Source organism: Haloarchaeobius marinus, from assembly GCF_051207415.1.
Taxonomy (GTDB): domain Archaea; phylum Halobacteriota; class Halobacteria; order Halobacteriales; family Natrialbaceae; genus Haloarchaeobius.
On sequence record NZ_JBPKGD010000001.1, the window covers coordinates 1063552 to 1088218 of the forward strand.

Here is a 24667-nt window from a genome sequence, read left to right on the forward strand (position 1 = left end):
CGGCAGGCGTCCAGTCTCACCGGCCGAGACGGGTCTCGTTCCGTCGCATCGGTCTCCGCAGGTGCCTATTTCGGCCGTCACGGCCTCCGTACGGCCATGGCAACGGAAGTCAGTCAGAGCGGGAGAGAGACCGGGAACGGGCCGGGCGTGTTCTTCGAGTGGTTCCTCGAAGCAATCGGCGAGGAGACGGTCCTGGCGGTCGTCCAGTCCGGCGACGCACCCACCAAGGAGGCCGGGCCACGATGAGTCACGTCCCACCCCGTGGAGCGGTTCCCTGGCGCAACCGAACCGTCCAGGTCGTCCTCGTGAGCACGATGCTCGCGCCCCTGGGCGTTCCGCTGGTCGCGCCAGCGCTCCCCGTCGTCCGGGACGCGTTCGGCCTGACGGACGCCCAGGCCAGTCTGCTGGTGAGTGCCTACTTCGTCGTGGGCATCCTCGTCTCGCCGTTCGTGGGACTGCTCGCCGACCGCGTCGGGCGCAAGCGCGTGCTCGTCCCCGCGCTGGTCGTGTTCAGCCTGACCGGACTGGCCGGGTTCTTCGCACCGACGTACACGACCCTGCTCGTGCTGCGGGGCGTCCAGGGCACCGCCGCGGCCGCCCTGTTCGTCACGACGGTGACCATCATCGGCGACGTGTTCGACGGCGTCCATCGCAACGCGGTGCTCGGCGCGAACGTCGCGGTGCTCTCGCTCGGGGCGGCGGCGTTCCCCGTCCTCGGGGGCGCGCTCGCCGCCGTCGCGTGGAACGCGCCGTTCGTCGCCTACGCGCTCGGGTTGCCCGTCGCCCTGTTCGCGTCCGTGGTACTCGAGGAACCGACTGCGACGGCCCGCGAGACTGCTGGCGCCACCGACGGTGGCACGGACGGACCCGACGGCGGGACGGCTGGATACCTCAGGGGTGCAGTATCGACGCTCACGCCCGCGCTGGGTGGCCTGCTCGCCACCGCGTTCCTGACGGAGTTCCTGCTGTTCGGGACCGTCGTGACGACGCTCCCGTTCCTCCTCACCGCCGCGTTCGGGGTGACCCCGCTGTACGTCGGACTGATGCTGATGGCGGCCGAGGGAGGGTCGGTCGTCGCCGCCGCGGCGAGCGGTCGGCTCGCGGGGGTCTTCTCGAACGGGCGACTGGTCGCGCTGGGATTCACCTGCTACGGGCTCTCGCTCGCCGGCGTCTACGTCTCGCCGTCGCCGGCCTTCGTCGCCGTCTCCGTGCTGGTGTTCGGGGTCGGCCTCGGACTCAGCATGCCCGCCGTCGACGCCGCGGTCAGCGAACGGGTCGCACAGGAGTACCGCGCGGGGCTACTGGGACTGCGCAACAGCACGACCTTCCTCGGTCGTGCGACCGGACCAGTGGCGTTCGCCGCTGCGGCGACCGTGGTGGGCTACCGGCCACTGCTCGGCGTCGCGGCCGCCGGCGTGCTGGTCGTCGCGGTCGTCGCGGCGATGCTGACCCGGGCGTCCGTCTCGTACGGTGACCCAGAGCCGACCGTCTGAGGTTGGACCGCGAGGCCGGTTTCGAGTGCTCGGACAGCGGGCGTCTCTACTTTGGTTTCGTAAGAGCAACCGGGAAGAACGCCGAGCGAGGACTGGACTGTTACCTGTGGACGCTACCCTCGTCGAGGGACTCCTCGAATCGGTGCGGTCTGCCTCGGGGTCATCTGGATGGCGACCTGGGCCGTCAGCATTGGGCTCGTCGCCTTGTGCCTCGTCCGGGTCTCCGTCTCGAAGGAACGTATGGTGAACGTCATCGCGCCCGTCGCTAGTCGTCGGCCGCCTGTGCCTGCCCCGCGCGGCGTCCACCCATCTCGGCGGGGTTCTGCATCCCCTCCTTGACGCCGAGGTGCACGAGACCGACGTTCACCGGGAACGCGGCGACGAACCCGAGCGACAGGGAGAACGCCAGCGCGGACCAGAACAGCACGTCGCCGACGTGTGCCGACGACGCGAACAGCAGGTCCGTCCCGATGGCGACGACCTCCATGACGGTTATCGACGGCGTCTCGCTGTACAGCGCGTCCTTCATCGCCTCCCAGAACGCGACGCCCTCCTGCAACAGCGGACCGACGGTGAGCGCGTACCCGAACAGGTACGCGAACCCGAACGTCACGGCGGCGACCCAGCCGATGGTGAGGCCGAGTATCGCCTGTGCCAGCAGGATGCCGACGACTTCGCCCGCGCCGCACCCGGAGTAACAGTGGGCCGTCGACCGGAAGCCGCGACGCCACAGGGAGTCTCGGTCGATCTGCGTCCGGCCCGCGAACCAGTAGATAGCCAGTCCGAAGGGGCCGGAGTAGAGGACGACCAGCGTCCAGACCCCCTTCATCATCGAGGGCAGCGCCCGGTTTCGCGTCCGGACGTCCCACCAGAGCGTCCCGACGGCGGCGACGACGAGGACGACCCAGACCGCAATCACCCTCGGGTCGGAGAGGGTCGGTTTCAGCACGTGACGAACCGGCGCGACCGCGCGTTCGAACTGGGTTAGCAGACTGTGGAGTGACATGCTTGCGGAAGTACGGGGTCGGTTGCGTCGATGCGCAGGCTCACGACTGTCCCTGCGGTATCTAGTTACGGGGCCGGGTTCAATGGGGTTGTGCCTAGCGTTCCAAACCGGGACGGGGCCGACGGGTTCGGGTTCCGTCGCTACGGGGACTCCAGAACCGTCATCTCACCGTCGCCGGATTCGGCGATGAAGTAGACGTGGCTGAACGGCGACGTCGCATCCTCCCTGTTCCCGTGCCAGTGTTCTTCACCGGGCGGGAAGACTATCAGGTCGCCTTCCGATACCGCACGCTCTTCGTCGCGCGTGGCCACGATTCCCTCCCCCTCGGTGACGTACAGGACCTGTACGCCGGCGTGCGTGTGGAACTTGGTCCGTTCGCCCGGTCGAAACGTGACTTCAGCCGAGTGAACGGTGTTCCCGTCGAACTCGCTCTCGACGCTGTCCGAGAGAAGTGCCTTGGTCACCTGAACCGGATGGTCCCACTCGGTCTTGTCGGCGGTGTTCGTCACGTCCATGGTCCGTACACAGTCTGAACGTCGACGGCCGGTTCCTTAAACGCTGTCCGTCCACTGTATGCAGCCAGCCCGTTGCTTTCGTAATCGCGGACGTTCAGACTCCTCGCGAGAGCGCACGCCGTTCCTGAAGTCGTACCTCGCACAGGCCGCCGAGACCGACTTCACGAACGGGTGACGCCGCGACTCCCTGCTGACGGTCCGCAGCTGGGCCCCGTCGACGGTCGAGTAAAAGGTTGGTGAGTCGGTCAGGCCGAGACTTCGTTGTCGTAGAAGTCGTTCCCCGACGAACTATCCCGCTCGACGATCGCTCGGTCGGCGTTCTTCTTGACCCAGTTCTTCTCGATGGTGTTGTCGTCCGAGTTGCGGAGGTCGATGCCGTCGTCCTCGTTGTTCTTCACGTCGTTCTTGCGGATCGTGTTGTCGTCTGCACTGCGGAGGAAGATACCGTCGTCCTCGTTGTACTTGACGTAGTTCCGCTTGACCGTGTTGTCGTTCGCGCACTGGAGGTCGATGCCGTCGTCGGCGTTGTGGTTGAACTTGTTGTGCTTGACCACGTTGCCGTTGGAACCGTCGACGTAGAGGCCGTCGTCGCCGTTCCGGTTGGCGGTGTTGTCCTCGACGGTGTTCTCGTTCGACCAGTGGAGCACGATACCGTCGTGTCCGTTGTGGTTCGCTCGGTTCTCGTCGATCGTGTTCTCGTTCGAATCGTAGAGTTCGATGCCGGCGGCGTCGTTGTGGTTGGCCCTGTTGTCGCGAATCCGGTTCTCGTCCGAGGAGTACAGGACGATGCCGTCGTCGGTACTCCCGCGGACGTCGTTGTGCTCGACGACGTTGTCATCCGATTTGATGAGCGTGATTCCGTCGTGGACCTTCCGGACCTTGACGTTCTTCACCTTGCTATCTTCGACCTTGTGAAGCGTCACTCCCTGGTCCCACTCGTGGATGGTAAGACCCTTCACGACGACGTCGGAGACGTGGTGACCGACGTACACCGCGTACGTGTCCTCGTGACCGACGCCGTCGATGGTGTGACCGTTGCCGTCGAACGTGACGTCGTCGGCCTTGATTCGGATGCAGACCTTCTTCTTGCTGTCCTCGATGTCCTCGGTGAGACGGTACGTGCCGGGTTCGTCGATGACCATACAGGAGTCGACCTTGGTCACGTCCTTTTCGCCGTCTTCACCATCTTCGCCGTCTTCGCCGTCTTCACCGTCTTCGCCATCTTCGCCGTCTTCGCCGTCTTCGCCGTCTTCACCGTCTTCGCCATCTTCGCCGTCTTCGCCGTCTTCGCCGTCTTCACCGTCCTGGCCATCTTCGCCGTCCTGGCCATCTTCGCCGTCCTGACCGTCTTCGCCGTCCTGGCCATCTTCGCCGTCCTGACCATCGTCGACCGATTCGACGGTGATGGTCGTCTGGGCGGTGTCAGACATCTCCTCGCCACCGTCGGTGATTCCAGTTCCTTCCGTGACGATAGTGTAGTCGCCAGCCGTCTCGTCGGCAGGCACCTGGACGGTGTACGTGACGGTGTGCACGCTACTGGACGGCCACTGCCACTCGGTCGCAGACGAGTCGAACGTGGCACCCTCGGCGTCGTAATCGACGATCGTCCAGTTGGTCGGGAGGGCCGGGTCGAGCGTCGGTTCGTCGAGGTTGGTTACGTCGATGGTAGCCTCGAACGTCGTCCGGTTGCCGGAGTCGACCGTGGTCGTCGTCGCCGTCTGGGAGACCTCTATCGACGGTTCCGGAGCCTCCTCGACGTTCTGGACCGTCACGTTCACCGTGTCGGTGTCGGACCCGCCGTTGCCGTCGGAGACGCCGAGTTCGAACGTGAGCGTCTGGTCGCCGTCGACCTCGGGCGCGGTGAACGACGGGGTCGCCGAGGTTCCGTCGTTCAGCGTGACGTCGGGGCCGCCGGTCTGACTCCAGGTGTAGCTGAGCGAATCGCCGTCGGGGTCGGTCGACCCGGTGGCGTCGAGGGTGACAGACGTTCCTTCGTCGACCGTCTGGTCGTCACCGGCGTCGGCTATCGGTGCCGTGTTCTGGTCCGGTTCCTCGACCGTGATGGTGGTCTGGGTCGAGTCCACGATACGACCGCCGTCGGCCGGATTGATCCCCGACCCCTCGACGTCAACCGTGTAGTCGCCGGCGCTCGCGTCCTCCGGAACGTACACGTCGTAGGTCACGGTGTACGTCCCCGATTCGAGCCAGATGATGGCGAAGCTGTTCGCCTGACCTGCCGGGGGGTTCGCAGAGCCGCCGTCGCTGTCCGTCAGGTTGCCCTGCCAGCCGGCCGGCAGTTGAATCTGTAGTCCCTGACCGTTGACCTCTGTCGCCGAGACGGTCGTCTGCAGGGTGACCGTCTCACCCGCCGTGGCTGTCGTGGTCGACGGCGACTGTGAGACCGATACGTCTGGTTGCTGGGCCACGACCGTCCCGACCGATCCGAAGACCGAGAGGACGACCGCGAGTGCGACGACCACCGTGGCCGTCTGCCGCATTCGTTGCTGAACTGTCGATTTCATTGTTTTCGATGTGTTTGCGTCGGGTTTGTCGGGTTAGTTGTCGTGCGCTGCCTCTGCCGAGGGGTGTGAGCCTCGGCGTCGTCGGACGACCGATGCGGGGTGGAACCTCGGGCAGGATACTGGTCGGGCGACCGCCGAATCGTGGACGGTACGACCGTTCCCACGACCCACGGCGCCACAGACGTTCCAGGGAGTGCCTGGGCCGTCATCGGTCTCCTGCATCGGTCTGTTCCGATCAACTGCTACTCTCCAGTTTCAGTATCACCACGGTCGAGGTCTGACCGGTGTCGCCGTCGCCGTCCTGCACGGTGGCGACGAAGTAGTTGAATCCACCTTCGACACCGCTGGTGGACGTGTTCGTGAGCGTGACGTCGACCGTTGCTTCCCCGTTCGAGTCGAGCGTGACGGTCTGGTAGGCGGTCTGTTCCGCCGTGTTGGCCTCGTACTGCTCGAGTTCGTAGCCGGTCGCCTGGTCGAGTTCGAGCTGGCCTTCCACGTGGAGGAGCTGGACCGTCTGACCGGGCTGACCGGATATCGTGATGGTCTGGCTGGCCGAGGAGACGGTCGCCGCGCTGTGCTCGGGGTCGAGCGCACTCGAATCGAGCGTCACGCCGTCGACGCCGATGGTGGGAGCACTCTCGACGGTCTCCTTCGCGGTGGCTTGCGAGCCACCGCTACTCCCGTCGCCGAACAGCTGGCTCGTCTGGGTCGTCCCGTCCGCGTACTCGACCGTCACGGTCGCACCCGAGAGTTCGAGCCCCGAGACGGCACCTGCGGCACCGGTCCCCGTGGCGTCCTTGATGCTCGTCGGGTCGATGTCGGCCGAGAACGTGAACGTCTCGTCTGCGTCGAAGTCGTCGAACGTCGCAGTCAGCACGTCGTAGCCGTCCGAGCCGTCGACGCCGTTGTGCGGACTGGTGAAGGACCCGTCGACCACGCCGACGGTGCTGCCGCCGCTGTCAGGGGTGAACCCCTTCGAACCCGCGTCGCCAGCAGTCCCCTCGGGGTCGAAGACCACGTCCGGGAACGTGGACGTGCCGAGGTCGTACGTGACCGACGTTATCTCCTGGGCGCCGGTGTTCGTTATCTCGAACGACCCGCTGTTGTAGGTGCTCGCGTCGATGCCGCCGTTCTCGGTGACCGAGAGCTCGGCGGAACTCGTGGTCGAACTGCTCGAGAGGTTCACCACCTCGATGGCGTTGACCTGCGGGTTCTCTATCGCTCCGGTCTCGAACGCGACGGTCACGTTCCCGTCGCCGTCCTGGTCGGTCGCAGTGAACGCCTTCACCGTGCCGTTGGCGTGGCCGGCGTCGGCCACCGGGTCGTACTGGGTCAGCACCTGCGTCCCCTCGACGGAGACGTTGAACTGACGCTGTCCGACCTCGCTGGCACCCGAGAACTGGTTGCTCAGGTAGAGACGCACCTCGACCTCCTGCCCGTCGGTCGGGAAGGTCCACTGCATCGGACCGTATCGCTCGCAGTCGTACACGGCGTCGGGCGTGCTCGCCGGAACGGCGCTCGTCGGCGTGACGGTGTCTCCACCGCAGTAGTTCCCGGCCGGACTGCCGACCGAGACGAGGTACGGGGAGGACGTCCCCGCGACGCCGGTCCAGTCGGGACCGCCGTCGGTCGCGCCGAGGGTCGTGCTCTCGCCGACGTTCACGCGGTGAGAGGCGACGCCGTCCGTGAGCGACGTGCCGGCGTCGACCGTCAGCTGGAAGCTCTCGGTCGTCTGGTCGGTTCCGTCGTCGGCGGTCACGTCGACCGTGTAGGTGCCGGTGTCGCCGGACTTCGGGGCCACGGTCAGCGTGCCGGTCCCGTCGCCATCGTCCGTGAAGTCGACGAACGCGGGGCCACTCGTGGACAGGGACAGTGCGTCGCCGTCGGCGTCCGAGGCCGAGACGGGGACGGTGACCGTCTCGCCACGGATGACCGTCTGGTCGTCGACTGCGTCGACCGTCGGCGCGGTGTTGGTCCCCCCGCCGGTGCTGCTCGCGTTCTCGACGGTGAACGCGCTGACCTTCGCGTAGTCGGTCGAGGCGTCCAGGGTCATGTCCAGCGTCCCGTCGGTAACCTCGACGGTGAACGTCTTCTGGGTCGCGTTCAGGCCGCCGACGTCCTGGTAGATGTCGTAGTCGCTCAGGACCTGCTGACCCTCGATCGAGACGTCGAACACGCGGTCACCAACCTCGCCGTCGCCGCCGGCGTCGTCGCCGGCACCGCCGGTCTGGGACGTGTGCCAGATCTCCGCGAACTGCAGGGTCACGTTGTAGGTGCCGTCGTCGACTGGCATGGCGTACGAGAGCGGGTCGCCGTACCGTTCGGTCTGGTACAGCGTGTCGTCCTCGGTGTTCCCGATGGCCCAGGTCGTGCTCGACGTGCCGGCCGAACCGCTGAACGAACCGCCGAAGCTAGCGTCGGACACGTACTCCGTCCCGTCGACGGCGGTGTAGTTCGGACCGCCGGCGTTCACCGCGTAGACGGGCTGGTCGGTGGTCCCGGTGTCGCTTCCAGCGTCGAGTTTCAGGACGACCACGTTGGACGCGAGGCCGGCGTCGGCGTTCGGTTCGCCGTGGACCGCGGTGAAGTAGTTGTAGCCGGCGTTGTCGTCGCCGTCCGAGGTGGTGTTAGTCAGGGTGACTGGCACCGTGGCCTCGCCGCTCGAGTCCAGGGTGACCGTGTAGTACTCGACCGTCTCGACGTCGTTGGCCTCGTACGCCTCGATATCGTACCCCGGCTCGCCGTCGTCGTCGGCGTCCGGGACGTTCGAGAGCGTCAGTTCGCCCTCGGCGCGGACGAGGGTCACCGTCTCGCCAGCCTGGCCGGTGACCGTGATGGTCTGGCTGGCCGAGGAGACGGTCGCGGCGCTGTGGCGGGCGTCGAGGATGCCCGAGTCGAGGGTCACACCCTCGGCGCCGATGGTGGGCGCAGGCTGTTCGTTCGAGGTGACGTTGGCGGTCGACCCGCCGGCGCTGCCGTCGCCCATCAGTTGCGTCGTCTGGGTCGTCCCGTCCTCGTAGGTGACGGTCACGGTGGACCCGGCGAGTTCGAGCCCCGAGACGGGGCCTGCCTCCTGGGAACTGACGGTCGCTCCCTTGATGCTGGTCGGGTCGTTGTCCGCCCAGAAGGTGGCCATCTCGCCGGGGTCGAAGTCCCCGAACTCGACGGTCATCACGTCGTAACCGTCGTCACCGTCGACGCCGTTGTGCGGCTGGGAGAACGCTTCCCAGGTGCCAGGCTCGGTGGTGATGTTCGTGCCGCCCTCGTCGACGATGTTGAGGCCCTCACCGGTCGGGTCGCCGGCGGTGCCGTTCGGGTCGAACACCATGTCCGGGTAGGACGCGCTGCTCAGGTCGAACGAGACGGCCGCGATGTTCTTCTCGCCGGTGTTGGTCACCTGGTAGGACCCCTGGCCGTAGGTCGTCGCTTCGACGTCGCTGTCCGGCGTGATCTCGACGAGTGCGGTGCCGGTGGCCTCGGAGACGGTGATGGTCTGGGACGCCGTGTCGACGTTGCCGGCGGTATCCTCGACGGTCACCTGGACCGTGTGGTCGCCGGCCGTCTGGAACGCGTACTCGACGGTCGAGTCGTGCCAGTCGTGGTCGTGCTGGCCGTCGATGACCCACGAGTAGGTCAGGTCGTCTCCCTCGGGGTCGGTCAACCCGGAGGCGTCGAGCGTGACCTGTTCGCCGGCGGTCGGGTTCTGGGGCGAGACCGAGAGCGACGCGGTGGGCGACTCGTCGACGGTCGCGTCGGTCTGCCAGAGGTTGACGAGGGTCTGCATCTCGGTGAACTCGATGGTCTCACCGCCGGTGTCGGGGACCTCCTGGCCGGTCTGCCACCAGTTGACGGCCATCTGAACCTCGGTGAACTCGATCTGGCTATCGTCCCCCGTCTCGTCGGCACTGGCGACCGCCGCCTCGAGGGACAAGGTTTCGTCGTCGCTATCGCTGACGTTCACGATCTCGATAGCCGATATCTTCGGGTTCTCCTGTTCGTGCAGGAACGCGACGTCGATGGTACCGTCCGAGGGCGTCACCTCGTAGGACTCCACGACGCCGACGTCGTGACCGTACTCCTCGTAGAGGTTGTAGTCGTTCAGCTTCGTATCACCCTCGACGAGGACGTCGAAGGTGCGCGGACCCAGCGTTCCGACGTTCGAGGAGTCGAGGAATATCTCCGCGAAGTAGAGTCTGACCTCGTAGGTCTCGCCCTGCTGGACGTCGAACGACCACTGCATCTCGGTGTCGTCCGCGGTCGAACCGGCGGTGTCCACGTCGTAGCGTTCCGTCTGGAACAGCGTCTCGGGAGTCCCCGACGGAACGGAGTCGTTCAACGTGATGCTGTCGCCGGTACTGTACGTGTCGAGGCCGTTGTCGCCGTCGGCGTTGACGTACGTCGAGGGACTGGTGGCCGTGTCGGCGCTCCAGGCGGGACCACCATCACCGGCAGCGACTTCGGGGCCGCCGGCGTTCACGCGGTAGACGACCTCGCCGGCGGTGGTCGCGTCTGTGTCCTGGACCGTGACGTTCACCGTGTCGGTGGTACTGTCGACGCCGTCGGAGACACTGACCTGGAACGTGAGCGTCGCGTCGCCGTCCACCTCGGGCGCGGTGAAGGTCGGGTTCACGACGTCGTTCGCCGACAGGCTCACCGACGGTCCGGCGGTCTGCGTCCAGGTGTAGCCGAGGGTCGCGTCGTCGCCGTCCGGGTCGGTGGACCCGGAGGCGTCTAGCTGGACCGTGGTCCCCTCGTCGACCGACTGGTCGTCACCGGCGTCGGCGATCGGGGGCTGGTTCGCCGGTGGGTCCACGTACTCGACGTCGAGATGCGTCCACGTTGCGTCGAAGGTCGACCCCGCCTGGTAGGAGGTCGAGATGACGCCCACCGCGAGGCCGGTCCCGTCGGAACTGTTCAGCCAGCTGTCTGGAATCGTCGTCTCGCCGACGAGGGTCTGCTGGCCTCCCTCGGGCGTGTAGTACGCCTCGACGGTGCCGTTCGACGGGTACACCGTCATCGAGAGGTCCGTGTCGTTGCCAGGCCCGGTGACGCTGGGGTCGTCGGGCTGGGCGACGTTGGTGAAGCTGCCACCGGTCTCGCCGGCGAACTGGATGCCGCCGGTGCCACCGTTGGCTGCCGTTACGAGCTTCAGGTAGTTGTCCTGGTCACCGTTGCCGACGTAGAGGCCCATCGACTGGTAGTTCGACGGGTCCGCCGGGAAGCCGTTCACCGTCGTGGAGACGGTGAACGGGTCGTCGGGGGCGGCGACGCCGCGCTGGAACGCGAACTGCTGGTCGTTGTTGACCGCGTCACCGGTCGGCACGTTCTCTACCGTCAGGACCTGGGCCGCGCCGCCGACCGTCATCTGGCCGGGGTCGTAGAGGTCCTGGTAGTCGTCCTGCCCGTTCGTCATCAGCCCCGTCCAGCCCTGGCCGTCCTCGGTGAACAGGCTGGTCTCCGAGAAGTCCATCTGGACCGGGAGCGTCGTGGTCGTGCCATCGTCCGGGTCGACCGCGAACGGGTCGGACGTGTCGGGCTGACCGTCGTTGTCGTCGTCCGGGTCGTTCAGGTTCGACGTGTCGTCGTCGTCGAAGTCGGGCGGCGTGGAGGCGGCCGAGCACGGGTCGGTCCCGACGTCGAGTTCGTCGGCGTTGTCGTAGCCGTCGCCGTCCTCGTCGAGGGTCGGGTCGTCTTCGCCACTGCACGGGTCCGTGTCGATGTCGTTCGGCTCGAACACGGTCACGCTCCCGCGGGCCGTCCAGACGGTCCCCGGGAACGGACCCCCGTCGCCCTGGGCGGTGATGCCGAGGGCGGTGATGTCGCTGAAGAAGTTGTTCTCCTGGTTCGTCACGCCCTCGCCGGTGGCGTTCAACTCGACCCGCTCGACGGAATTGGCAGTTTCGACGACGAGCAGGTCCCCCTGCATCTCGCCACCGAAGTTCGAGGCGGTGTACTCCTCGATGCCGCCGGTCCAGCTGAAGGTGTCACCGATCGAGTTGTCCTCGGTCGGGTCCTGGTAGTCGCACTCGACCGGGTCGACCTCCGAGGCGGGGACGGGGCTGTTGGCCTCCGTGATGTCGAACACGAGGTTGCCGTCGGCGTCGTAGATGTCGGCCCCGGTCGGGTTCCCCCGGATGGGGGCTGCGTGACCGCCATAGCTCCCCTCGGTCGCGAGGTGGAGCTGGTCGCCGGTGCCGTAGCTCCCGTCCTCGTTGGGCTGGTTGCTGCAGACGCCGCTCGGTCCCTCGTCGACGGGCTGGCCGCCCCAGCCGCCGTTCGGGCCGTTGTCGATGACGTAGAGCTGGTCGTCCTCCGAGAGGACGAGGTCGTAGGGGTTCCGGTAGCCGGACGAGTAGACCTGCACCGGGCCGTTTTCGATCCACTTGGCCTGGTTGATGCCGTCGTTCCCACCGAACGGCAGGTCGTCACCGTCGGTCGCGTCGTCGTTCTGGATGGTCGGGATGGCGTACATGAACTCCAGGCTCGGGTAGTCGGCGTCGTAGCTCTGGAGGTTCTTCGCGCTGTGGTTCGCCTCTATCTGGGCGAGGTCGATCTCGAGGACAGCGCCCGAGAGTGCGTACTCCGGCGTGTGACCGAAGTTGTTGCCGGGTGCGCCCTTGTTCGTGTGACCACCCTGTGCGACGTAGAGCGTACTCCCGTCGTCGCTCAGGTCCAGCCCGTTGGTCGCGTGGTTCTCCTCGGAGCGTGGCAGTCCGAGGACCATCACGGTGTGGTCGACGTTCGCCAGGCTGCCGTCGGCGTTCCAGTCGAACGTCAGCCGGGAGATTGCCCCCGAGTTCGTGTCCGTGTCGTCGTCGTCCGTCCCGACGTCGATGGTCGGGTCGCTGGAGGAGACGTAGACGACGGGCTGGGACGCCGTTCCACCGACGGTCAACCCGGTCACCTGTCGGGTCGTCTCGCCGGGGACGTAGGTCCCGGTGTCGTCGTGGTTCGGGATGGTCTGGACCGCTCCGATGGTTTCCTGGGACTCGACGCTGTAGGAGTTCTCACCGTCGCGGGTGATGTTCAGGGCGTACACCATCCCGTTCTGCTGGGCGACGTAGAGTCGGCCGTCGGGACCGAACTCAAGCGCCGTGAGCGAGCCTTGGTCGAAGCCCTGGAGTTGACTCTTGCCGAATCCGACGGGGACGTCGCTCGTCCCCTCGCCGCCGAGGTCGACCGTGAGTGGCGAGTTCGTCCCGTTGTGGCTCACCTCGAGCGTGCCCGCGTGAGCCTGCGCCTCGGACGGCGAGTACGTGACGTCGACCGTGGTCGACTCGCCGGGCTGGAGCGTGGTGCTCCCAGAGAAGTCGTTCGAGAACTGGTCCGCGTCGGTGCCAGTGACGGAGACGCCGTCGATAGCGATGTCGGGATGCGAACTGTTGCTCTCGTTCCCGAGGTTCGTCAGTGTCACCGTCTCCGTCGCGCTCTCCCCGGTAACGACCGTCCCGAAGTCTACGCTGCTCGGTCCGCCCAGTTCGCCGGGTGAGGCCTCCGTGGTGACGATCTCGATGGCGTTGACCTGGGGGTTCTCGGTCACGTGCGCGAAGTCGACGTCGACGGTCCCGTCGCTCGTGACCGTGAACGACTCCATCGCGCCGGTGTCGTCGCCGAACCGTTCGATGATGTCGAAGTCCTCGATGGTCTGGTCCTCGACGCTGACGTCGAATACGCGGTCACCGACGCTGCTGGTGCCCGAGTAACCGTCGTAGAAGTAGAGTCGGACCTCGACCTGCTGGCCCTGGGGAACGGAGAACTCGTACTGCATCTCGTTCCCGTCGCCCGCCGAACCGGTATCGTACCGTTCGACCTCCCAGATTTGACTGGGTGTCCCGGTCGGAACCGAATCGTGAATCGTGCTCGGTTGCCCGAACGAGCCGGTGTTGTCGTTCCCAGAGACCATGTAGTCGACGAGCGGGGTCCACTGGTCTCCGGTCGAGGTCGTGAAGCTCCCGCCCGCGTTCGCACGATACAAAATCTCTTCGTCCGCGACGGACAGCGACTGTCCCCCCACCGTCGACGCGTCTTTCGGCGTCGTAAGGGCTCCTGTGGCCCCTGCGGCTACGATGGAGACGACCGTCAGTACTGCCAGAAGTATGGCCAGCACTCGCTGCCTTCCGTTTACGTTTTGCATGCATCTCAGTCAAAATCACTTGGTTCTATTGTAATAGTCAGGTTAGATTGTTTTCAAAATTGGCTGGTACTCGTTATAGGTAAAGTATTTTGAAAACGTGACAATATTGCTTACAGGTTGATTACAAATCGGCTGTAGGGCTACTATATGGATAGTACCGGGAACCCACCGACGGGTACCAGGTTGTTACCTCCTAACCTGTCTAACTACTTGGTTAGACGCGTTAGAGGCGGCGTTATCCGTCGTTTCTCCCGTTCGAGCGTGGTCGGACGGACTTGGCCGACGACGAACCTTCCGCCAGCCCCTCAGTGGGCCGTCCAACCGCCGTCGACCGGGATGTTGGCCCCGGTGAGGTACGAGGCGCCGTCCGAGGCGAGGAACACCGCCAGGGGTGCGATCTCCTCCGGCTGGGCGGGGCGGTTCATCGGAGTCTCGTCGCGGACGAAGCTGTAGAACCGGTCGCTCTCGAGGAGGCCCTCCGTCATCGGGGTCTCGACGAACCCGGGGCAGATGCTGTTGACGCGGACGCCCTCGTCTGCGTAGTCGACGGCGACCTGCTGGGTGAAGTTGACGACGCCGCCCTTCGCCGCCGAGTAGGACGCGGCGCCTTTCCCACCGACGAGTCCGTATATCGAGGCGACGTTGACGATGCAGCCGTCGGTCTCGTCCAGGTACGGGAGCGCTGCCTTCGTCCCGTGCATGACGCCGTCGAGGTCGGTGTCCACGACGTTCCGCCACTCCTCGAGTTCCATCTCCTCGACGCTGGTCTCGCTCGCGATGCCGGCGTTGTTCACCATCACGTCGAGTCGGCCGAACTCCTCGACGGTGGCCTCGACCAGCGACTCGACCTGGTCGTACTCCCTGACGTCGGTCCGGACGAACGTGCAACCGAGTTCGTCGGCGACCTCGCTCCCCTCGGACTCGTTCCGGTTCGCGATGACGACGTCAGCACCTTCATCGACGTACGCGTCGGCGATGGCCTTCCCGATACCGGACGACCCGCCTGTGACTATCGCTGTCTTTCCGTCTAGTTGCATGGTCTCCTCCAGTCCGGACCGACGGCTGCCAGGACGAAATAAACGGGGGCCGTACCCGTCGGTCGCGCGAACAGGTCACCGGACGACGGTCACCGGCACCGTGGCACGCTGTACGACCGTCTGGGCGACGTCGCCGAGCACCATCCGTGCGACCATCGACCGACCGTGACCGCCCATCACGACGACGTCGACGGGGTTCTCCTCCGCGTAGTCCACGATGACCCGCGAGGGGTTCCCGAACTCGACGACCGTCGTCACCTCGCCGGCGTGGTCTGTGGCGCGCTCGCGTGCGTCCTCGAGCAGCGCGTTCGCCCGCTCTGTCGCGCGTGCCCGGAGTTCCTCACCGCCGACGAGCATCTCGGCGCTGTAGCTCTCCTCGACGTAGTCGATCACGTTGAGGACCGTGATGTCGGCCTCGGGGTGGACCTCGAGCGCGAAGTCGAGCGCACGGCGGGCCAGCGGCGAATCGTCCATCGGGACGAGGACGCGGTCGACCATGCTAGCGCCTACGACGGGAGGCAGGATAAGCCCCGTCCCGGGCGCTGGACTGCCGGACGGCCAGCGACAGCGCCGGCGCTCATCCGACCGCGAGCGGGACGACCAGTAGTCCCAGCGGGACCAGCACGAGCGCCAGAACGAACGCGACGAACAGCCGGCGGTCGTCTAGCAGTCGGTCGTCGACCGCGACGACGGCGTCGCTGTACGCGTCGATGGCGACGAGGGCGACCAGCGTCACTAGCGTCGCGACGACCAGGAGTTCCAACACCACCGCGACGCCGGCGGGCGACCGCAGGACGACGGCGACGACGAGCGTGTCGAACAGCGTTCCGAGGTTGGCCCCGAGGACGTAGGGGATGAGTTCGTCGCGCTCGACGTAGCCACGGTTGTAGAGGGGGACGATGACGCCGATGGAGAACGCGACGCTCGTGGTGACAGTCGTGACCAGCAGGCCGATGACGAACGAGAGCCACGTCCGCTCGAGGTGCCTGAAGAACCGGCGACGGAGGGCCCTCGTGTCGACGCTCCCGAGGAACCGGTCGAACAACTTCAGACTCCCGAACAGCAACGCGACGGCCAGGACGAACGTCGGCCCCGGGCCGATGGCGTCCGTGACCGCGGCTGTGACCGGGTCGAAGAACGTCAGTGGCTGGAGTCCCTCGACCCAGGCCGGACCGACGGCGCCGACCGGTCGGCGGAGATGTGTGAGCGCGACGTACCCGAGGACCGTGACCGGAACGTAGATCGAGTGCGTCAGCAGGAACGTCAACAGGCCCATGCTGACCGACCGCCGCAGGGTGTATCGTTCCTTCTGGAAGTAGTCCAGCGCACCGACGACGACGACGATGACGGCGGACCCGAGGCGCGACCCGGCGATCATCATGAACAGCTGTGAGGGCGAGACGATGTCGGCGGTGAACAGAGACAGGGAGAGTGCGGCGACCACCGACCCGTTGGCGAGGAGGTACGCCCCGAACCACCCGATACCGAGTGCGGATGCGTCGCCGACGACCACGCGAGCGAACACTCGTTCGAGGACCGGGGCCGCAGCCTCCGTGGCCGTCCCTAGCAACTGGACGGCGAACAGGAACACCAGGACTGCGCCGGCGATTCCGAGCGAGAGGAGCGACGCGCCCGAGAATCGGTCGAACGCGCGTGACAGTCGTGAACTCATGCTGTGACGGGGTTCCTCTACGTGACTGCGCTGGCCGGGCGCGACGGCGTCGGCCCGGTCGGTGTCGGTGCTACGACTCGGCTTCGACGACCACGACCTCCCGGTCGGAGAGTTCGTCGACCTTCCGCCCGACGCCGGAGAAGTGCTCCTCGTGTGCACCGTGTTCGCCGACGACGATGAGGTCCGCGTCCACCTCGTCGGCGTAGGCGACGATTATCTCGTGGGGAATCCCGTGACGGGTGTCGCCCGCGACGGTGACGTCGGTGTGCGACGCCATCTGCTTCACCTCCCGTACGGACACGTCGGCGTGTTCGTCGGCGTAGATGGTCGCCAGTTCGGCCGAACTGAGCGCCGGGTCGTCGAACCGGCGCTGGTCGACCACGCAGATGACGTGCAGCGTCGCACCCTCCTCCTCGGCGAGTTCGATGGCGTGCGCCGCGGCCGTCCGTGCGTACTCGCTCCCGTCCGTCGCGAGCAGAATGTGCTCCATACGGGAGCATCTACGTCCAGCGGAATAACCGTTCGTCCGGGGACTTCCCTCGCTATACCTCGACCCAGCAGGTACGACCGTCTCGACGTACCTCGTCGCCCCGTTCTGAGTCTGGACCGTCAGTCGGTCCTGACGCGCCCCAGTTCGTCCGCGATGGCCTCGAACAGCGCCTCCTCCTGGTCGGCGATGTCGGCGACGACTGTCGACGCCTCCTCGAAGAGTCCCGGCCCCGGGTCGTCCGCCTCCAGGACGTCGCCCAGGCGGTCCTCGACGATCCGCCACTCGCGTGCGACGTCGGCCATCCGCCCGTCGATGTCCGGGGCGAGGTCGGTCCGCTGGCCGAGTTCCTCGAGCGCGTCGGCGTAGAGGTCACGGAACGCCGCGCCCTCCCCGTGCTCGTTGATGGCCCGCCGGGCGGCCCTGACCGGTCTGGCCGGTTCCGGGAGGTCGGGCCACCTTCCGACGTAGTCGGCGAACGACCGGAGTGCGGGGATTCCCTCCTCTCCGGGTCCCCGGGGGTCACGCTTTATCTCGAGCGGGTCGAGCATGTAGGTCGCGCCCTGTCTGAGTCCGGCGGCGGCCGCGTCGTTGCCCTTGACCGTCCTCGCCGCCCGGGTCACGACGAGGTACTCGTTCTCCAGCGACGCGAACCGGTCTTCGGTCCAGGCGTCCCGCAACACCGAGCGCGACACCTCGTGTCGGCCGTCCAGTGCGCCGTCGGAGAGCAGGACCGTCTCGTCGTCGTATCCGATCACGACGGCGACGTGGGGCGGGAGGTGGTCCGGTTCCTCCGGGAGGTACTCCAGCCGTGTCGGGTCGAGGAACAGTATCACCGGGTCGTCGTCGTCGACGTGCGCCGTGACGTTCTCCCAGGCCGTCTCGAAGTCGTCTCCCTCCCGGAACGTGTGCGGGATGCCGAGGTTCTCGAAGAACGCACGCTCCAGCCAGAGGGGCGTGGTACGGAACGTGACCCAGGGGTGGTCGGGATGTTCGTAGAGCACGAACGTCGCGCCGCCGCCGATGCCGAAACACGCTGCCTCGGTGTATCGCCAGCCGTAGTATTCGGTGACGTTCCGGAGTGCGCTCGCCCCGCAGTGGACGCCGGGCTGGTGGTCGTAGCCTTCGACGAGTTCCATACCGTGGCATTCGACGGCGCGACAGTTAACTTTCCCCCGCGTCCCGGCAGGTCGGTCCGAGGTACCGGAACGGTCCCACTCGCCTCACTCGACCTCGAGGACCTCGACGTCGAAGGTCAACGACTCCCCCGCCCGGTCCGGGTCGAAGTCGACCGTCACCGACTCGTCGTCGAGGGAGACGACCCTGCCGATGAGTCCGGTCTTCGCGTGCACCTCCATCCCCTCGGTCGCTGGCTCGTCGACCATCGTCTCGAACTCGGTCCGGTCCCAGGTGAGCCTGAACTCCTCGTGTGGCACCGTTATCTCCCTCGTATCGCCGACCTCCATACCGAGCAACCCCTCCTGGAGGGACTGGATGGTCGGGGACGACCCGACCTCGACGACGATCGGCCGGAACCGTTTGTCGCCCTCGACGCCGTGTTCGGCCGCCACCTCCCGCGACGAGGTGTCGTACAGTTCGCCGTCTGGGTACGTCGCGGTGAACGCGAGTTTCACCTTTGACCCTTGCTCTACGGCCATACCCGACCTTCGACGGCGAGGACGAAAAGGATGGGGCTCGCCGTCGGGCCGTCTCCGTCCTCGACGGACCCCGACACGCGCCGTCGAACTGATGGTCCACGGCCACGTCGGTCCAGACATGGTGACCGTCCACTTCCGAGACGACGCAGAGCCGATCGAGACGGAACGCGCGTTCATCGCGGAGAACGGGTGGGTCGCGCTGACGGGCGAGGAGCAGTCGCCGGTCATGTTCCCGTCCGACAGAATCGACCGCGTCGAAGGGTCCGACGACACCTTCTACGACACGGCCGTCCTCACCGAGGAGGTCGGCTCGCGACACGTCGACGAGACCGGACGCGTGCTCCAGGAACCCGAACTCGTGCGACGGATGGTGACGGAACTGGAGATATACTGACCGGTGCCGTCGCGGCGACGGTGCCTCGCAGTCCAGGAGCCGTAGCCGTCGAGCAGTCGTCCGTGAGCGACTGCCGATCAGAGGGTATCACCGTCCGGGCACGTCAAGGATGTCGTGCTGTTCGAAGTACAGCCTGAGCTTGGTTATCGACGGCACGACGACGTCGCAGTGCGGTTCGACGACGGGTTCCGGGTCGAACCCGATGGCGGTACCGGCGATGCGGAGCATCGGGAGGTCCGTCGCCCCGTTGCCGACCGCGATGGTCTGCCCGATGTCCAGGCCCAGGCTGGTGGCGAGTTCCCCGAGTGCCTCGTCCTTGGTGCCCTCGACCAGTGGCCCCTCGACCGCCCCAGTCACTGCGCCGTTCTCGATGACGAGCTGGTTCGCCACCACGTGGTCGACCGCGGCGCCCGCCCGGTCGAGTGCGGTCTCCACGCCACGCTCGAAGGTCCCGGTGATGATGGCGACCTGCTCGCCCGACCGGCGGAGGTCGGTGAGCAGTTCCACGACGCCGTCGCGCAACTTGCAGCGCTCGAAGGCGGCGTCGACCCGGATCTCCGGCATCCCGTCGAGGAGCGCTGCACGCTGTCGGAGGGTACTCGCGAAGTCCGCCTCGCCCAGGCGCCCCTGCTCGACGAGTCCTCGAATCTCGTTGCCCACGTCGTACTCCCGCCCCAGGAGGACGGTCAGGTCAGTCTGGGAAAGCGTTCCGTCGAAATCGAAGGCTACGAGCGCCATACCGACCGTTCGTTCGCCATTCGCATAATTCCTCACCCCGCCGTGGTCGTCCCACGACGCGCGAACGAACGGCGGGTATCGCGTTCGGACGACCTCAGCCGGGGTGGGGCGTCATTCCGAGTAGCCCTCCTGGAGAAATATCCCTTCGGTCTCGTACATGGCGACGAGTTCTTCGATGAGTTCCTCGTAGGTCTCGTCGTCCTCCAGGTGTTTGTCCAGTCGGTACCTGAGTTCGTCGCTTATCTCTATCGTGTGGGTCATTGTACTCGGTGTTGCGCAACTGCACGAGACGATACGTGCCTGGGGTGCAAATAGGTCGCCCATCGTCCACGGTCGATGACAGATACCGTCCGTTCCGCCGTCGGGGCGGTTACGCACCCCCGCGAGTGGGCGACGCGCCCGGCCGAGGCTATTTGAACCCGAACGTGGACAGTTCTCGTATGGTGCCCGGAGACGTATCGACGGTCGACCACGCAGAATCCCTCGGTTCGGTTCCCACGTTCTTCGCCCTCGACGCGTACGCCGTGGTCCAGGGGGCGAGACGTGGGGCCAGCGTGCAACTCGACGAGTCGTACTTCGACGGGCAGCGCGCCGTCCTCGAGGCGCTCGATTCGAGCACCGACGTCGGGCCGCGCGTCGAGACGCTCCGGCAGTCCCGGCGCATGCTCGGGGAACTGGGGTTCCAGCTCGACTCGCTGTGCCGACGGGACCTGCTGGCGGCGTCGGACCGACTGCTGGACGGATTGCGGACGCTCCCGGAGCTGACGTTCCTCCGTCGGCACGTCCCCGGCACGTGTTTCGTCGTGCCGGATTGGTCCCGGACGGGGTCACAGGTCCGGTACGGCGCTCGCGTCTACGTCTTCGGGGACGGCGACGCACCCGACCCCGAGGACGTCGTCCGCGAGAACGTCGAGGCGGTGGTCGAGGAGGACCCGGGCCGGTTCGACCGGTATCGGGGGGTGCTGCACGGCTACCCCGAGTGTTGCGTCGAGCACTACCGGGACCGGCACGCGGACGACCCGTCGCCGGAGCGCCGGTCGATGCGCCACTACGAGGACCTGGTCGACGACGACATCGTGGCCGAGCGCCGCGACCCGGGGACGTCCGTCGAGGACATCGTGCCCGCGCTGTTCGACGCCGACGACGCGTTCGCGTTCTTCTCGCGCGAGTTCTTCCCCGAACCGGACTGCGAAGACGCGAGACGGGTCGGCGGTGCGGTCTACGACGTGCTCGTCGACGCCTATCCCGAGTCGCTCGTGCGCGACCACTTCAGGCTCAACCTCGGGTTCTCGTACCTCATGTCGCGCGCCGCGGTCACCGGGGCGACGACTCGACCGCCACCGGGGTTACTCGGCCGCGAGCACCGCTACTCGTACCTCCCGTCGAACGTCGTCGCGAGCCTCTACCGGTCCGGTCGAGTATGACCGCCTCGGGACCCGACGGTGGTCGTCGGCCGGGGCTGTGGGTGTTCGCCTCGCTCTTCCTCGTGACCGTCGTGGTGACCGGCGGGTTCGTGACCGTGACCCAGGGACCGAACCCCTCCGGTTCGTCGGCCCAGGCGGACGCGCCGTTCCCGCCGGGAACCTCGTCGGACGGCGTCGAGAACGTGTCTCGACTGGTCGACGCGCATCGGTCGGTGCTGACGGCGGCGGGCACCTTCCGGGTCGAACGGCGCATCAACGCGAGTCGGCCCGCGGGGAGCCCACGACCCGACCGGTGGAAGTGGAACCAGACTGGCGTCCACCGGTTCGCCCTCGACGCGACCCCGCCGCGGTCCGTCCACCGTCGACGGGTCGTCCGGTCCGGGTCGCTGGTCCAGTTGCAGCACTTCGCCACCCCGTCCGAGTGGCACACCAGGGTCCGTCGAAACGCCTCCGACTGGACGTCCCGCGCGGCGTCGAGGAACCTGACCGCCGACACGTTCCGGGCGTGGGCCCTCGACCACTCCCTGGAGTCGAGTCTCTCCGCGTTCGCGTTCGAGTACGACGGGCGCGTCGAGCGGGCAGACTCGAACGAGACCGTGTACCGGTTCGTCAGCACCGGGTACCGGGACGACATGCGACCGGGACCTCGGAGGTTGCCCAACGCCATCGACGCCGCGACGGCGGTGCTCCTCGTCGACGAACGCGGCATGGTCGTCGCCCTCGAGACGCGGTACGCCGGGACGGCGACGGCCACCACGGAACCGGGTGCGCAGGTCACGGTGAACGTGTCGGTACGGTACCGGTGGTCGTTCAGCACGCTGGACGGGGCCACCGTCGACGAACCGGACTGGGTAGATTCGAGGGAACCGAGTCTCACGGGGCAGGTGGCGGCCGGACGCGAACGACCGACGAGGACACGATTCGGCGGGCCGGGCCCGGGATGGTGCCGGGTTCGAGTCGGGTAGGAGGTCCTTACGCCGTCCCGGTACCACGCCGGATACCGACAGGAACCACCAGGCTGCGGCGTGCAGAGCGCGGTACAGTTCGCTTACTGACACCCTGGTTGCCGAGAGCGCGACGGTATCGCACGTGACAGCCGGCGCTTCGAGCGCGTGGACGGGGCGGCGTCCACGACGCTTCGCAACAGTGTGGTCGGCTAGCAACCTGCACCCTGTCCCGTCACCGACCGTCCCATCACGTGTCGACCGGACTGGACGGCCCTGCCGATGCAATCATCCGAATCCCATCGTCGTATCATCCGAATACATTACCAACATGATAGGAAGATAATTACTAAGCTCTCGTCCATCCATCTGTAAGCTCGATTATGGAAATCAACTGGACTGCAGTATTGACCGGCTTCGTCGTATCGATCCTCCTAGGGATAGGCGTGTCGCTCGCGGCACCCTTCATCCTCACGGAGCAACTAGCTAGCATCTGGTGGGTCTTCCTCGCCCTGCCCGGCCTCGTCGGTGGCTTCGTCGCCGGCTACATGGTTTCGGGCGCGGGGAACGGCGCTGTCCACGGCGGCCTCGCGACCGTCCTCGGTGGCATCGTGACCCTCGCCTTCGCCGTGCTCCTCGGCATCCTGTTCGTGGGCGTCGTTCCGGCGTTCGCCGGCACCCTCGTCGGGATCCTCGCCCTGTTCGTGAACGCCATCCCGGGCGCCATCGCTGGCTCCCTCGGGGGCTGGGCGAAGGGACGCCGCGGCGCTCGTCCCGAGATGGACGAGATGGACGTCGGAACCACTCCCCGGGCACCCTGACCGGCCCCCGGTGAGGACGGCACCGACTCGAACCGAACGTAATCACAATCATTTTGAACGCGATCGATCATTCCGAACGCTGACCGCTACTTCTTCGACCCGAACGTCGTCCCATCGTCGCTCGAACCCGGCCGTACCGGACCACGTACCCTCATCGACGTCCTCGTTTTACAGATATAGTAGTGTAACTCCTGCCGGCCCTCGGTGCGACTCGCCGGCCCGCGACACCGCTGCCGTAGACGTGCAAGTAGAAGACGACTATCTGCGTTCACGGCACCTTTCCTGGCCGGCCACGTTCGTCGTTCGTCCTTTCTCGTCCGGCATGCCGTCCCACGTTCGTCCAACCGAGACCGCCCCGCCCGAACGAGGGACGGTACTGGTAACCGGTTTGTAATAGCTGAGTTCGTGACTCTCAGCGTCCCGTTTCTCGTGCTCCGATGCGGGCGGCGAGTTCGTCGGCCACACCCGTCAGGTGGACGGTGCCGAACAGGGCCACGAGCAGGCCGCCCAGCGTGTTGTAGAACAGGTCGAGGATGGTGTCGTCCAGGCCGTACTGGGTGAGAACCGTTCCGACCCCGAGCAGTCGTGCTGCGACGCTGATGTAGAACTCTATCAGCTCCCACACCACGCCGAACGCCATGACGAACATGAGCAGGTAGACGAACAGGAACCGGGCGGGGAGGTGGATGTACTCGGTGTGCTCGTCCAGCGCCCTGACGATGGCGTAGGCGACGCCCGCGACCAGCGACGACGAGAGCGCGTGGGTCACGTGGTCCCACCAGGTCGTCGTCCCGTACAGCGTCGCCAGGTCGAGGCCCGGGAGCGGGAGCGTACCCAGGGCGTGCAGGAACATCGCGACGGTGATCCAGAGCACGATGCCGACGTTCATCGTGAACCGGTAGTTCCGTTCGAGGAACGCCGGGAGCAACGTGACGAGCAGGCCGACGCCAGCGTTGACGACGACGCCACCGTTGCCCAGCCAGAGCCCGGCCGCGAGGATGCCGACCATGACCAGCTGGAGGAACCGGACGAGCAGCTCCTGCCATCCCTGGCCGGGGCCGACGCGTATGAAGATGTTCATGCCGTCTCCACCTCGCTATCGCTAGCGGTCGATGGTTCGATGGGACGACGGAGCTGGCGCCGGAAGTACCACCTGAAGATGATGCCGCCGACGAGGCCGCCGATCAGTGCCGCGGTGAAGACGTACATGAGTTCGTCGTTGGTCTCGACGAACGTCCCCCCGAGGTAGGCCGCCGAGAACGCGGAGCCCACCGCCCAGAACCCCGCGAACGCCAGCGTCGCGAGAACGACGGACACGATGGCGAACTGGGGCGTCATCCGGACCGTCGTCGTCATCTGGAGGACGACGACCACCAGCATGCCGAGCGCGGCCACGCCCGTACCGATGACGACGAGTCGGAAGAGCGTCGGTTCGTACGCGCCGACGACGATGGGTGCCGACGCGAGGAGCAGTAACGGCCACGGCACGGTCCGGGTCCACGTTCGTGCGAGGACTGGCGGGACGATGGCGACTGCGGCCGCCGTCGCCGCGAGTAGCAGGCTGACGAGCAGGAACGAGAGCAGGTAGCCGACGGCCGCGAGCACGAGGACGGCCGTGAGTACCCACGTTATCGTCGCGTTCACTTTCTCGTCCTTGATGAACCATTCTTCGGGTAATCGTTGACTCATGGAGTATCACCTGGGTTGGCGTCGAGGCTCGGATGAACGCACCCCTGGTCGGAGTTGCTCATGTGAACGAGAGGCACCGTGACCACATAATAATTGGTCGTGCCGATCCCTCACGACGCGACGGGACCGACTG

20 protein-coding genes are annotated in these 24667 nt (G+C 66.4%); 6 read left to right on the plus strand and 14 right to left on the minus strand.

The genetic code is table 11. The features are described from left to right. Positions 1–96 precede the first annotated feature (96 nt). Both ACSC1W_RS05365 and ACSC1W_RS05370 read left to right on the plus strand, forming a co-directional pair. Complete coding sequence (locus ACSC1W_RS05365; RefSeq protein ID WP_435345833.1) at positions 97–246, plus strand: hypothetical protein; 150 nt, start codon at positions 97–99, stop codon at positions 244–246. Beyond that, on the plus strand, positions 243–1493 hold the full coding sequence (locus tag ACSC1W_RS05370) for an MFS transporter (RefSeq protein ID WP_435345834.1): 1251 nt from the start codon (positions 243–245) through the stop codon (positions 1491–1493). Before ACSC1W_RS05365 ends, ACSC1W_RS05370 begins: the two co-directional genes overlap by 4 nt. Positions 1494–1758: 265 nt before the next feature. Here the strand turns inward: ACSC1W_RS05370 and ACSC1W_RS05375 are convergent, their stop codons facing one another. The 10 genes from ACSC1W_RS05375 to ACSC1W_RS05420 form a co-directional block, all read right to left on the minus strand. Next, the gene (locus ACSC1W_RS05375; RefSeq protein ID WP_435345835.1) at positions 1759–2499 is read right to left on the minus strand and encodes a DUF4396 domain-containing protein; all 741 of its coding nucleotides are present in this window, start codon (positions 2497–2499) and stop codon (positions 1759–1761) included. A gap of 140 nt (positions 2500–2639) precedes the next feature. Next, positions 2640–3014, minus strand: a complete 375-nt coding sequence (locus ACSC1W_RS05380) for a cupin domain-containing protein (RefSeq protein ID WP_435345836.1) — start codon at positions 3012–3014, stop codon at positions 2640–2642. 245 nt (positions 3015–3259) lie between these two features. Continuing rightward, positions 3260–5512 carry a right-handed parallel beta-helix repeat-containing protein gene (locus ACSC1W_RS05385; RefSeq protein ID WP_435345837.1) on the minus strand — a complete coding sequence of 751 codons (2253 nt, stop codon included), beginning with the start codon at positions 5510–5512 and terminating at the stop codon, positions 3260–3262. Between the two features lie 259 nt (positions 5513–5771). After that, the gene (locus ACSC1W_RS05390; RefSeq protein ID WP_435345838.1) at positions 5772–13670 is read right to left on the minus strand and encodes a malectin domain-containing carbohydrate-binding protein; all 7899 of its coding nucleotides are present in this window, start codon (positions 13668–13670) and stop codon (positions 5772–5774) included. 305 nt (positions 13671–13975) lie between these two features. Beyond that, a complete protein-coding gene (gene budC, locus ACSC1W_RS05395; protein ID WP_435345839.1) occupies positions 13976–14707 on the minus strand; it encodes a meso-2,3-butanediol dehydrogenase in 732 nt (243 codons plus the stop codon). 75 nt (positions 14708–14782) lie between these two features. After that, positions 14783–15205, minus strand: coding sequence for a universal stress protein (locus tag ACSC1W_RS05400; protein ID WP_435345840.1), 423 nt, complete (start codon positions 15203–15205; stop codon positions 14783–14785). A 79-nt stretch (positions 15206–15284) separates the two neighbouring features. Continuing rightward, positions 15285–16379, minus strand: coding sequence for a sodium:phosphate symporter (locus ACSC1W_RS05405; RefSeq protein ID WP_435345841.1), 1095 nt, complete (start codon positions 16377–16379; stop codon positions 15285–15287). A 70-nt stretch (positions 16380–16449) separates the two neighbouring features. Continuing rightward, positions 16450–16869 (minus strand): universal stress protein, encoded by a 420-nt coding sequence (locus tag ACSC1W_RS05410; RefSeq protein WP_435345842.1) that lies wholly within the window; start codon positions 16867–16869, stop codon positions 16450–16452. A 119-nt stretch (positions 16870–16988) separates the two neighbouring features. Then, complete coding sequence (locus ACSC1W_RS05415) at positions 16989–18005, minus strand: BtrH N-terminal domain-containing protein (RefSeq protein ID WP_435345844.1); 1017 nt, start codon at positions 18003–18005, stop codon at positions 16989–16991. 84 nt (positions 18006–18089) lie between these two features. Then, the gene (locus ACSC1W_RS05420) at positions 18090–18524 is read right to left on the minus strand and encodes an FKBP-type peptidyl-prolyl cis-trans isomerase (RefSeq protein WP_435345845.1); all 435 of its coding nucleotides are present in this window, start codon (positions 18522–18524) and stop codon (positions 18090–18092) included. Between the two features lie 91 nt (positions 18525–18615). On the opposite strand from ACSC1W_RS05420, the gene ACSC1W_RS05425 reads away from it, so the two are divergent. Continuing rightward, entirely contained in the window at positions 18616–18918 is a 303-nt protein-coding gene (locus tag ACSC1W_RS05425; protein WP_435345847.1) for a hypothetical protein, read from the plus strand. A gap of 87 nt (positions 18919–19005) precedes the next feature. On the opposite strand, the gene ACSC1W_RS05430 is transcribed toward ACSC1W_RS05425, so the two are convergent. Further along, complete coding sequence (locus tag ACSC1W_RS05430; RefSeq protein WP_435345849.1) at positions 19006–19656, minus strand: HAD family hydrolase; 651 nt, start codon at positions 19654–19656, stop codon at positions 19006–19008. A gap of 111 nt (positions 19657–19767) precedes the next feature. Then, complete coding sequence (locus ACSC1W_RS05435; RefSeq protein WP_435345851.1) at positions 19768–19917, minus strand: DUF7557 family protein; 150 nt, start codon at positions 19915–19917, stop codon at positions 19768–19770. 179 nt (positions 19918–20096) lie between these two features. Here ACSC1W_RS05435 and ACSC1W_RS05440 point away from each other — a divergent pair, with 179 nt between their 5' ends. From ACSC1W_RS05440 to ACSC1W_RS05450, 3 genes are all read left to right on the plus strand, one after another. Further along, positions 20097–21080 carry a hypothetical protein gene (locus tag ACSC1W_RS05440; RefSeq protein ID WP_435345852.1) on the plus strand — a complete coding sequence of 328 codons (984 nt, stop codon included), beginning with the start codon at positions 20097–20099 and terminating at the stop codon, positions 21078–21080. Then, the gene (locus tag ACSC1W_RS05445; protein WP_435345853.1) at positions 21077–22045 is read left to right on the plus strand and encodes a hypothetical protein; all 969 of its coding nucleotides are present in this window, start codon (positions 21077–21079) and stop codon (positions 22043–22045) included. The genes ACSC1W_RS05440 and ACSC1W_RS05445 overlap by 4 nt, the downstream gene beginning before the upstream one ends. Before the next feature lie 362 nt (positions 22046–22407). Beyond that, positions 22408–22845, plus strand: coding sequence for a DUF5518 domain-containing protein (locus ACSC1W_RS05450; RefSeq protein ID WP_435345855.1), 438 nt, complete (start codon positions 22408–22410; stop codon positions 22843–22845). A gap of 412 nt (positions 22846–23257) precedes the next feature. Here ACSC1W_RS05450 and ACSC1W_RS05455 read toward each other — a convergent pair whose 3' ends face one another. Then, positions 23258–23926, minus strand: coding sequence for a DUF2238 domain-containing protein (locus ACSC1W_RS05455; protein WP_435345856.1), 669 nt, complete (start codon positions 23924–23926; stop codon positions 23258–23260). After that, positions 23923–24534: a hypothetical protein gene (locus ACSC1W_RS05460; RefSeq protein WP_435345857.1), complete on the minus strand. Its 612-nt coding sequence runs from the start codon at positions 24532–24534 to the stop codon at positions 23923–23925. The genes ACSC1W_RS05455 and ACSC1W_RS05460 overlap by 4 nt, the downstream gene beginning before the upstream one ends. Positions 24535–24667: the final 133 nt, after the last annotated feature.

What these genes read in the sequence shown, in the direction of transcription:
- ACSC1W_RS05405 (WP_435345841.1), bottom strand. Translation starts at nt 16,379, where the DNA reads ATGAGTTCACGACTGTCACGCGCGTTCGACCGATTCTCGGGCGCGTCG.
- ACSC1W_RS05450 (WP_435345855.1), top strand. Translation starts at nt 22,408, where the DNA reads ATGGAAATCAACTGGACTGCAGTATTGACCGGCTTCGTCGTATCGATC.
- ACSC1W_RS05375 (WP_435345835.1), bottom strand. Translation starts at nt 2,499, where the DNA reads ATGTCACTCCACAGTCTGCTAACCCAGTTCGAACGCGCGGTCGCGCCG.
- ACSC1W_RS05420 (WP_435345845.1), bottom strand. Translation starts at nt 18,524, where the DNA reads ATGGCCGTAGAGCAAGGGTCAAAGGTGAAACTCGCGTTCACCGCGACG.
- budC (WP_435345839.1), bottom strand. Translation starts at nt 14,707, where the DNA reads ATGCAACTAGACGGAAAGACAGCGATAGTCACAGGCGGGTCGTCCGGT.
- ACSC1W_RS05410 (WP_435345842.1), bottom strand. Translation starts at nt 16,869, where the DNA reads ATGGAGCACATTCTGCTCGCGACGGACGGGAGCGAGTACGCACGGACG.
- ACSC1W_RS05435 (WP_435345851.1), bottom strand. Translation starts at nt 19,917, where the DNA reads ATGACCCACACGATAGAGATAAGCGACGAACTCAGGTACCGACTGGAC.
- ACSC1W_RS05385 (WP_435345837.1), bottom strand. Translation starts at nt 5,512, where the DNA reads ATGCGGCAGACGGCCACGGTGGTCGTCGCACTCGCGGTCGTCCTCTCG.
- ACSC1W_RS05380 (WP_435345836.1), bottom strand. Translation starts at nt 3,014, where the DNA reads ATGGACGTGACGAACACCGCCGACAAGACCGAGTGGGACCATCCGGTT.
- ACSC1W_RS05440 (WP_435345852.1), top strand. Translation starts at nt 20,097, where the DNA reads ATGGTGCCCGGAGACGTATCGACGGTCGACCACGCAGAATCCCTCGGT.
- ACSC1W_RS05415 (WP_435345844.1), bottom strand. Translation starts at nt 18,005, where the DNA reads ATGGAACTCGTCGAAGGCTACGACCACCAGCCCGGCGTCCACTGCGGG.
- ACSC1W_RS05460 (WP_435345857.1), bottom strand. Translation starts at nt 24,534, where the DNA reads ATGAGTCAACGATTACCCGAAGAATGGTTCATCAAGGACGAGAAAGTG.
- ACSC1W_RS05430 (WP_435345849.1), bottom strand. Translation starts at nt 19,656, where the DNA reads ATGGCGCTCGTAGCCTTCGATTTCGACGGAACGCTTTCCCAGACTGAC.
- ACSC1W_RS05400 (WP_435345840.1), bottom strand. Translation starts at nt 15,205, where the DNA reads ATGGTCGACCGCGTCCTCGTCCCGATGGACGATTCGCCGCTGGCCCGC.
- ACSC1W_RS05390 (WP_435345838.1), bottom strand. Translation starts at nt 13,670, where the DNA reads ATGCAAAACGTAAACGGAAGGCAGCGAGTGCTGGCCATACTTCTGGCA.
- ACSC1W_RS05365 (WP_435345833.1), top strand. Translation starts at nt 97, where the DNA reads ATGGCAACGGAAGTCAGTCAGAGCGGGAGAGAGACCGGGAACGGGCCG.
- ACSC1W_RS05370 (WP_435345834.1), top strand. Translation starts at nt 243, where the DNA reads ATGAGTCACGTCCCACCCCGTGGAGCGGTTCCCTGGCGCAACCGAACC.
- ACSC1W_RS05425 (WP_435345847.1), top strand. Translation starts at nt 18,616, where the DNA reads ATGGTCCACGGCCACGTCGGTCCAGACATGGTGACCGTCCACTTCCGA.
- ACSC1W_RS05455 (WP_435345856.1), bottom strand. Translation starts at nt 23,926, where the DNA reads ATGAACATCTTCATACGCGTCGGCCCCGGCCAGGGATGGCAGGAGCTG.
- ACSC1W_RS05445 (WP_435345853.1), top strand. Translation starts at nt 21,077, where the DNA reads ATGACCGCCTCGGGACCCGACGGTGGTCGTCGGCCGGGGCTGTGGGTG.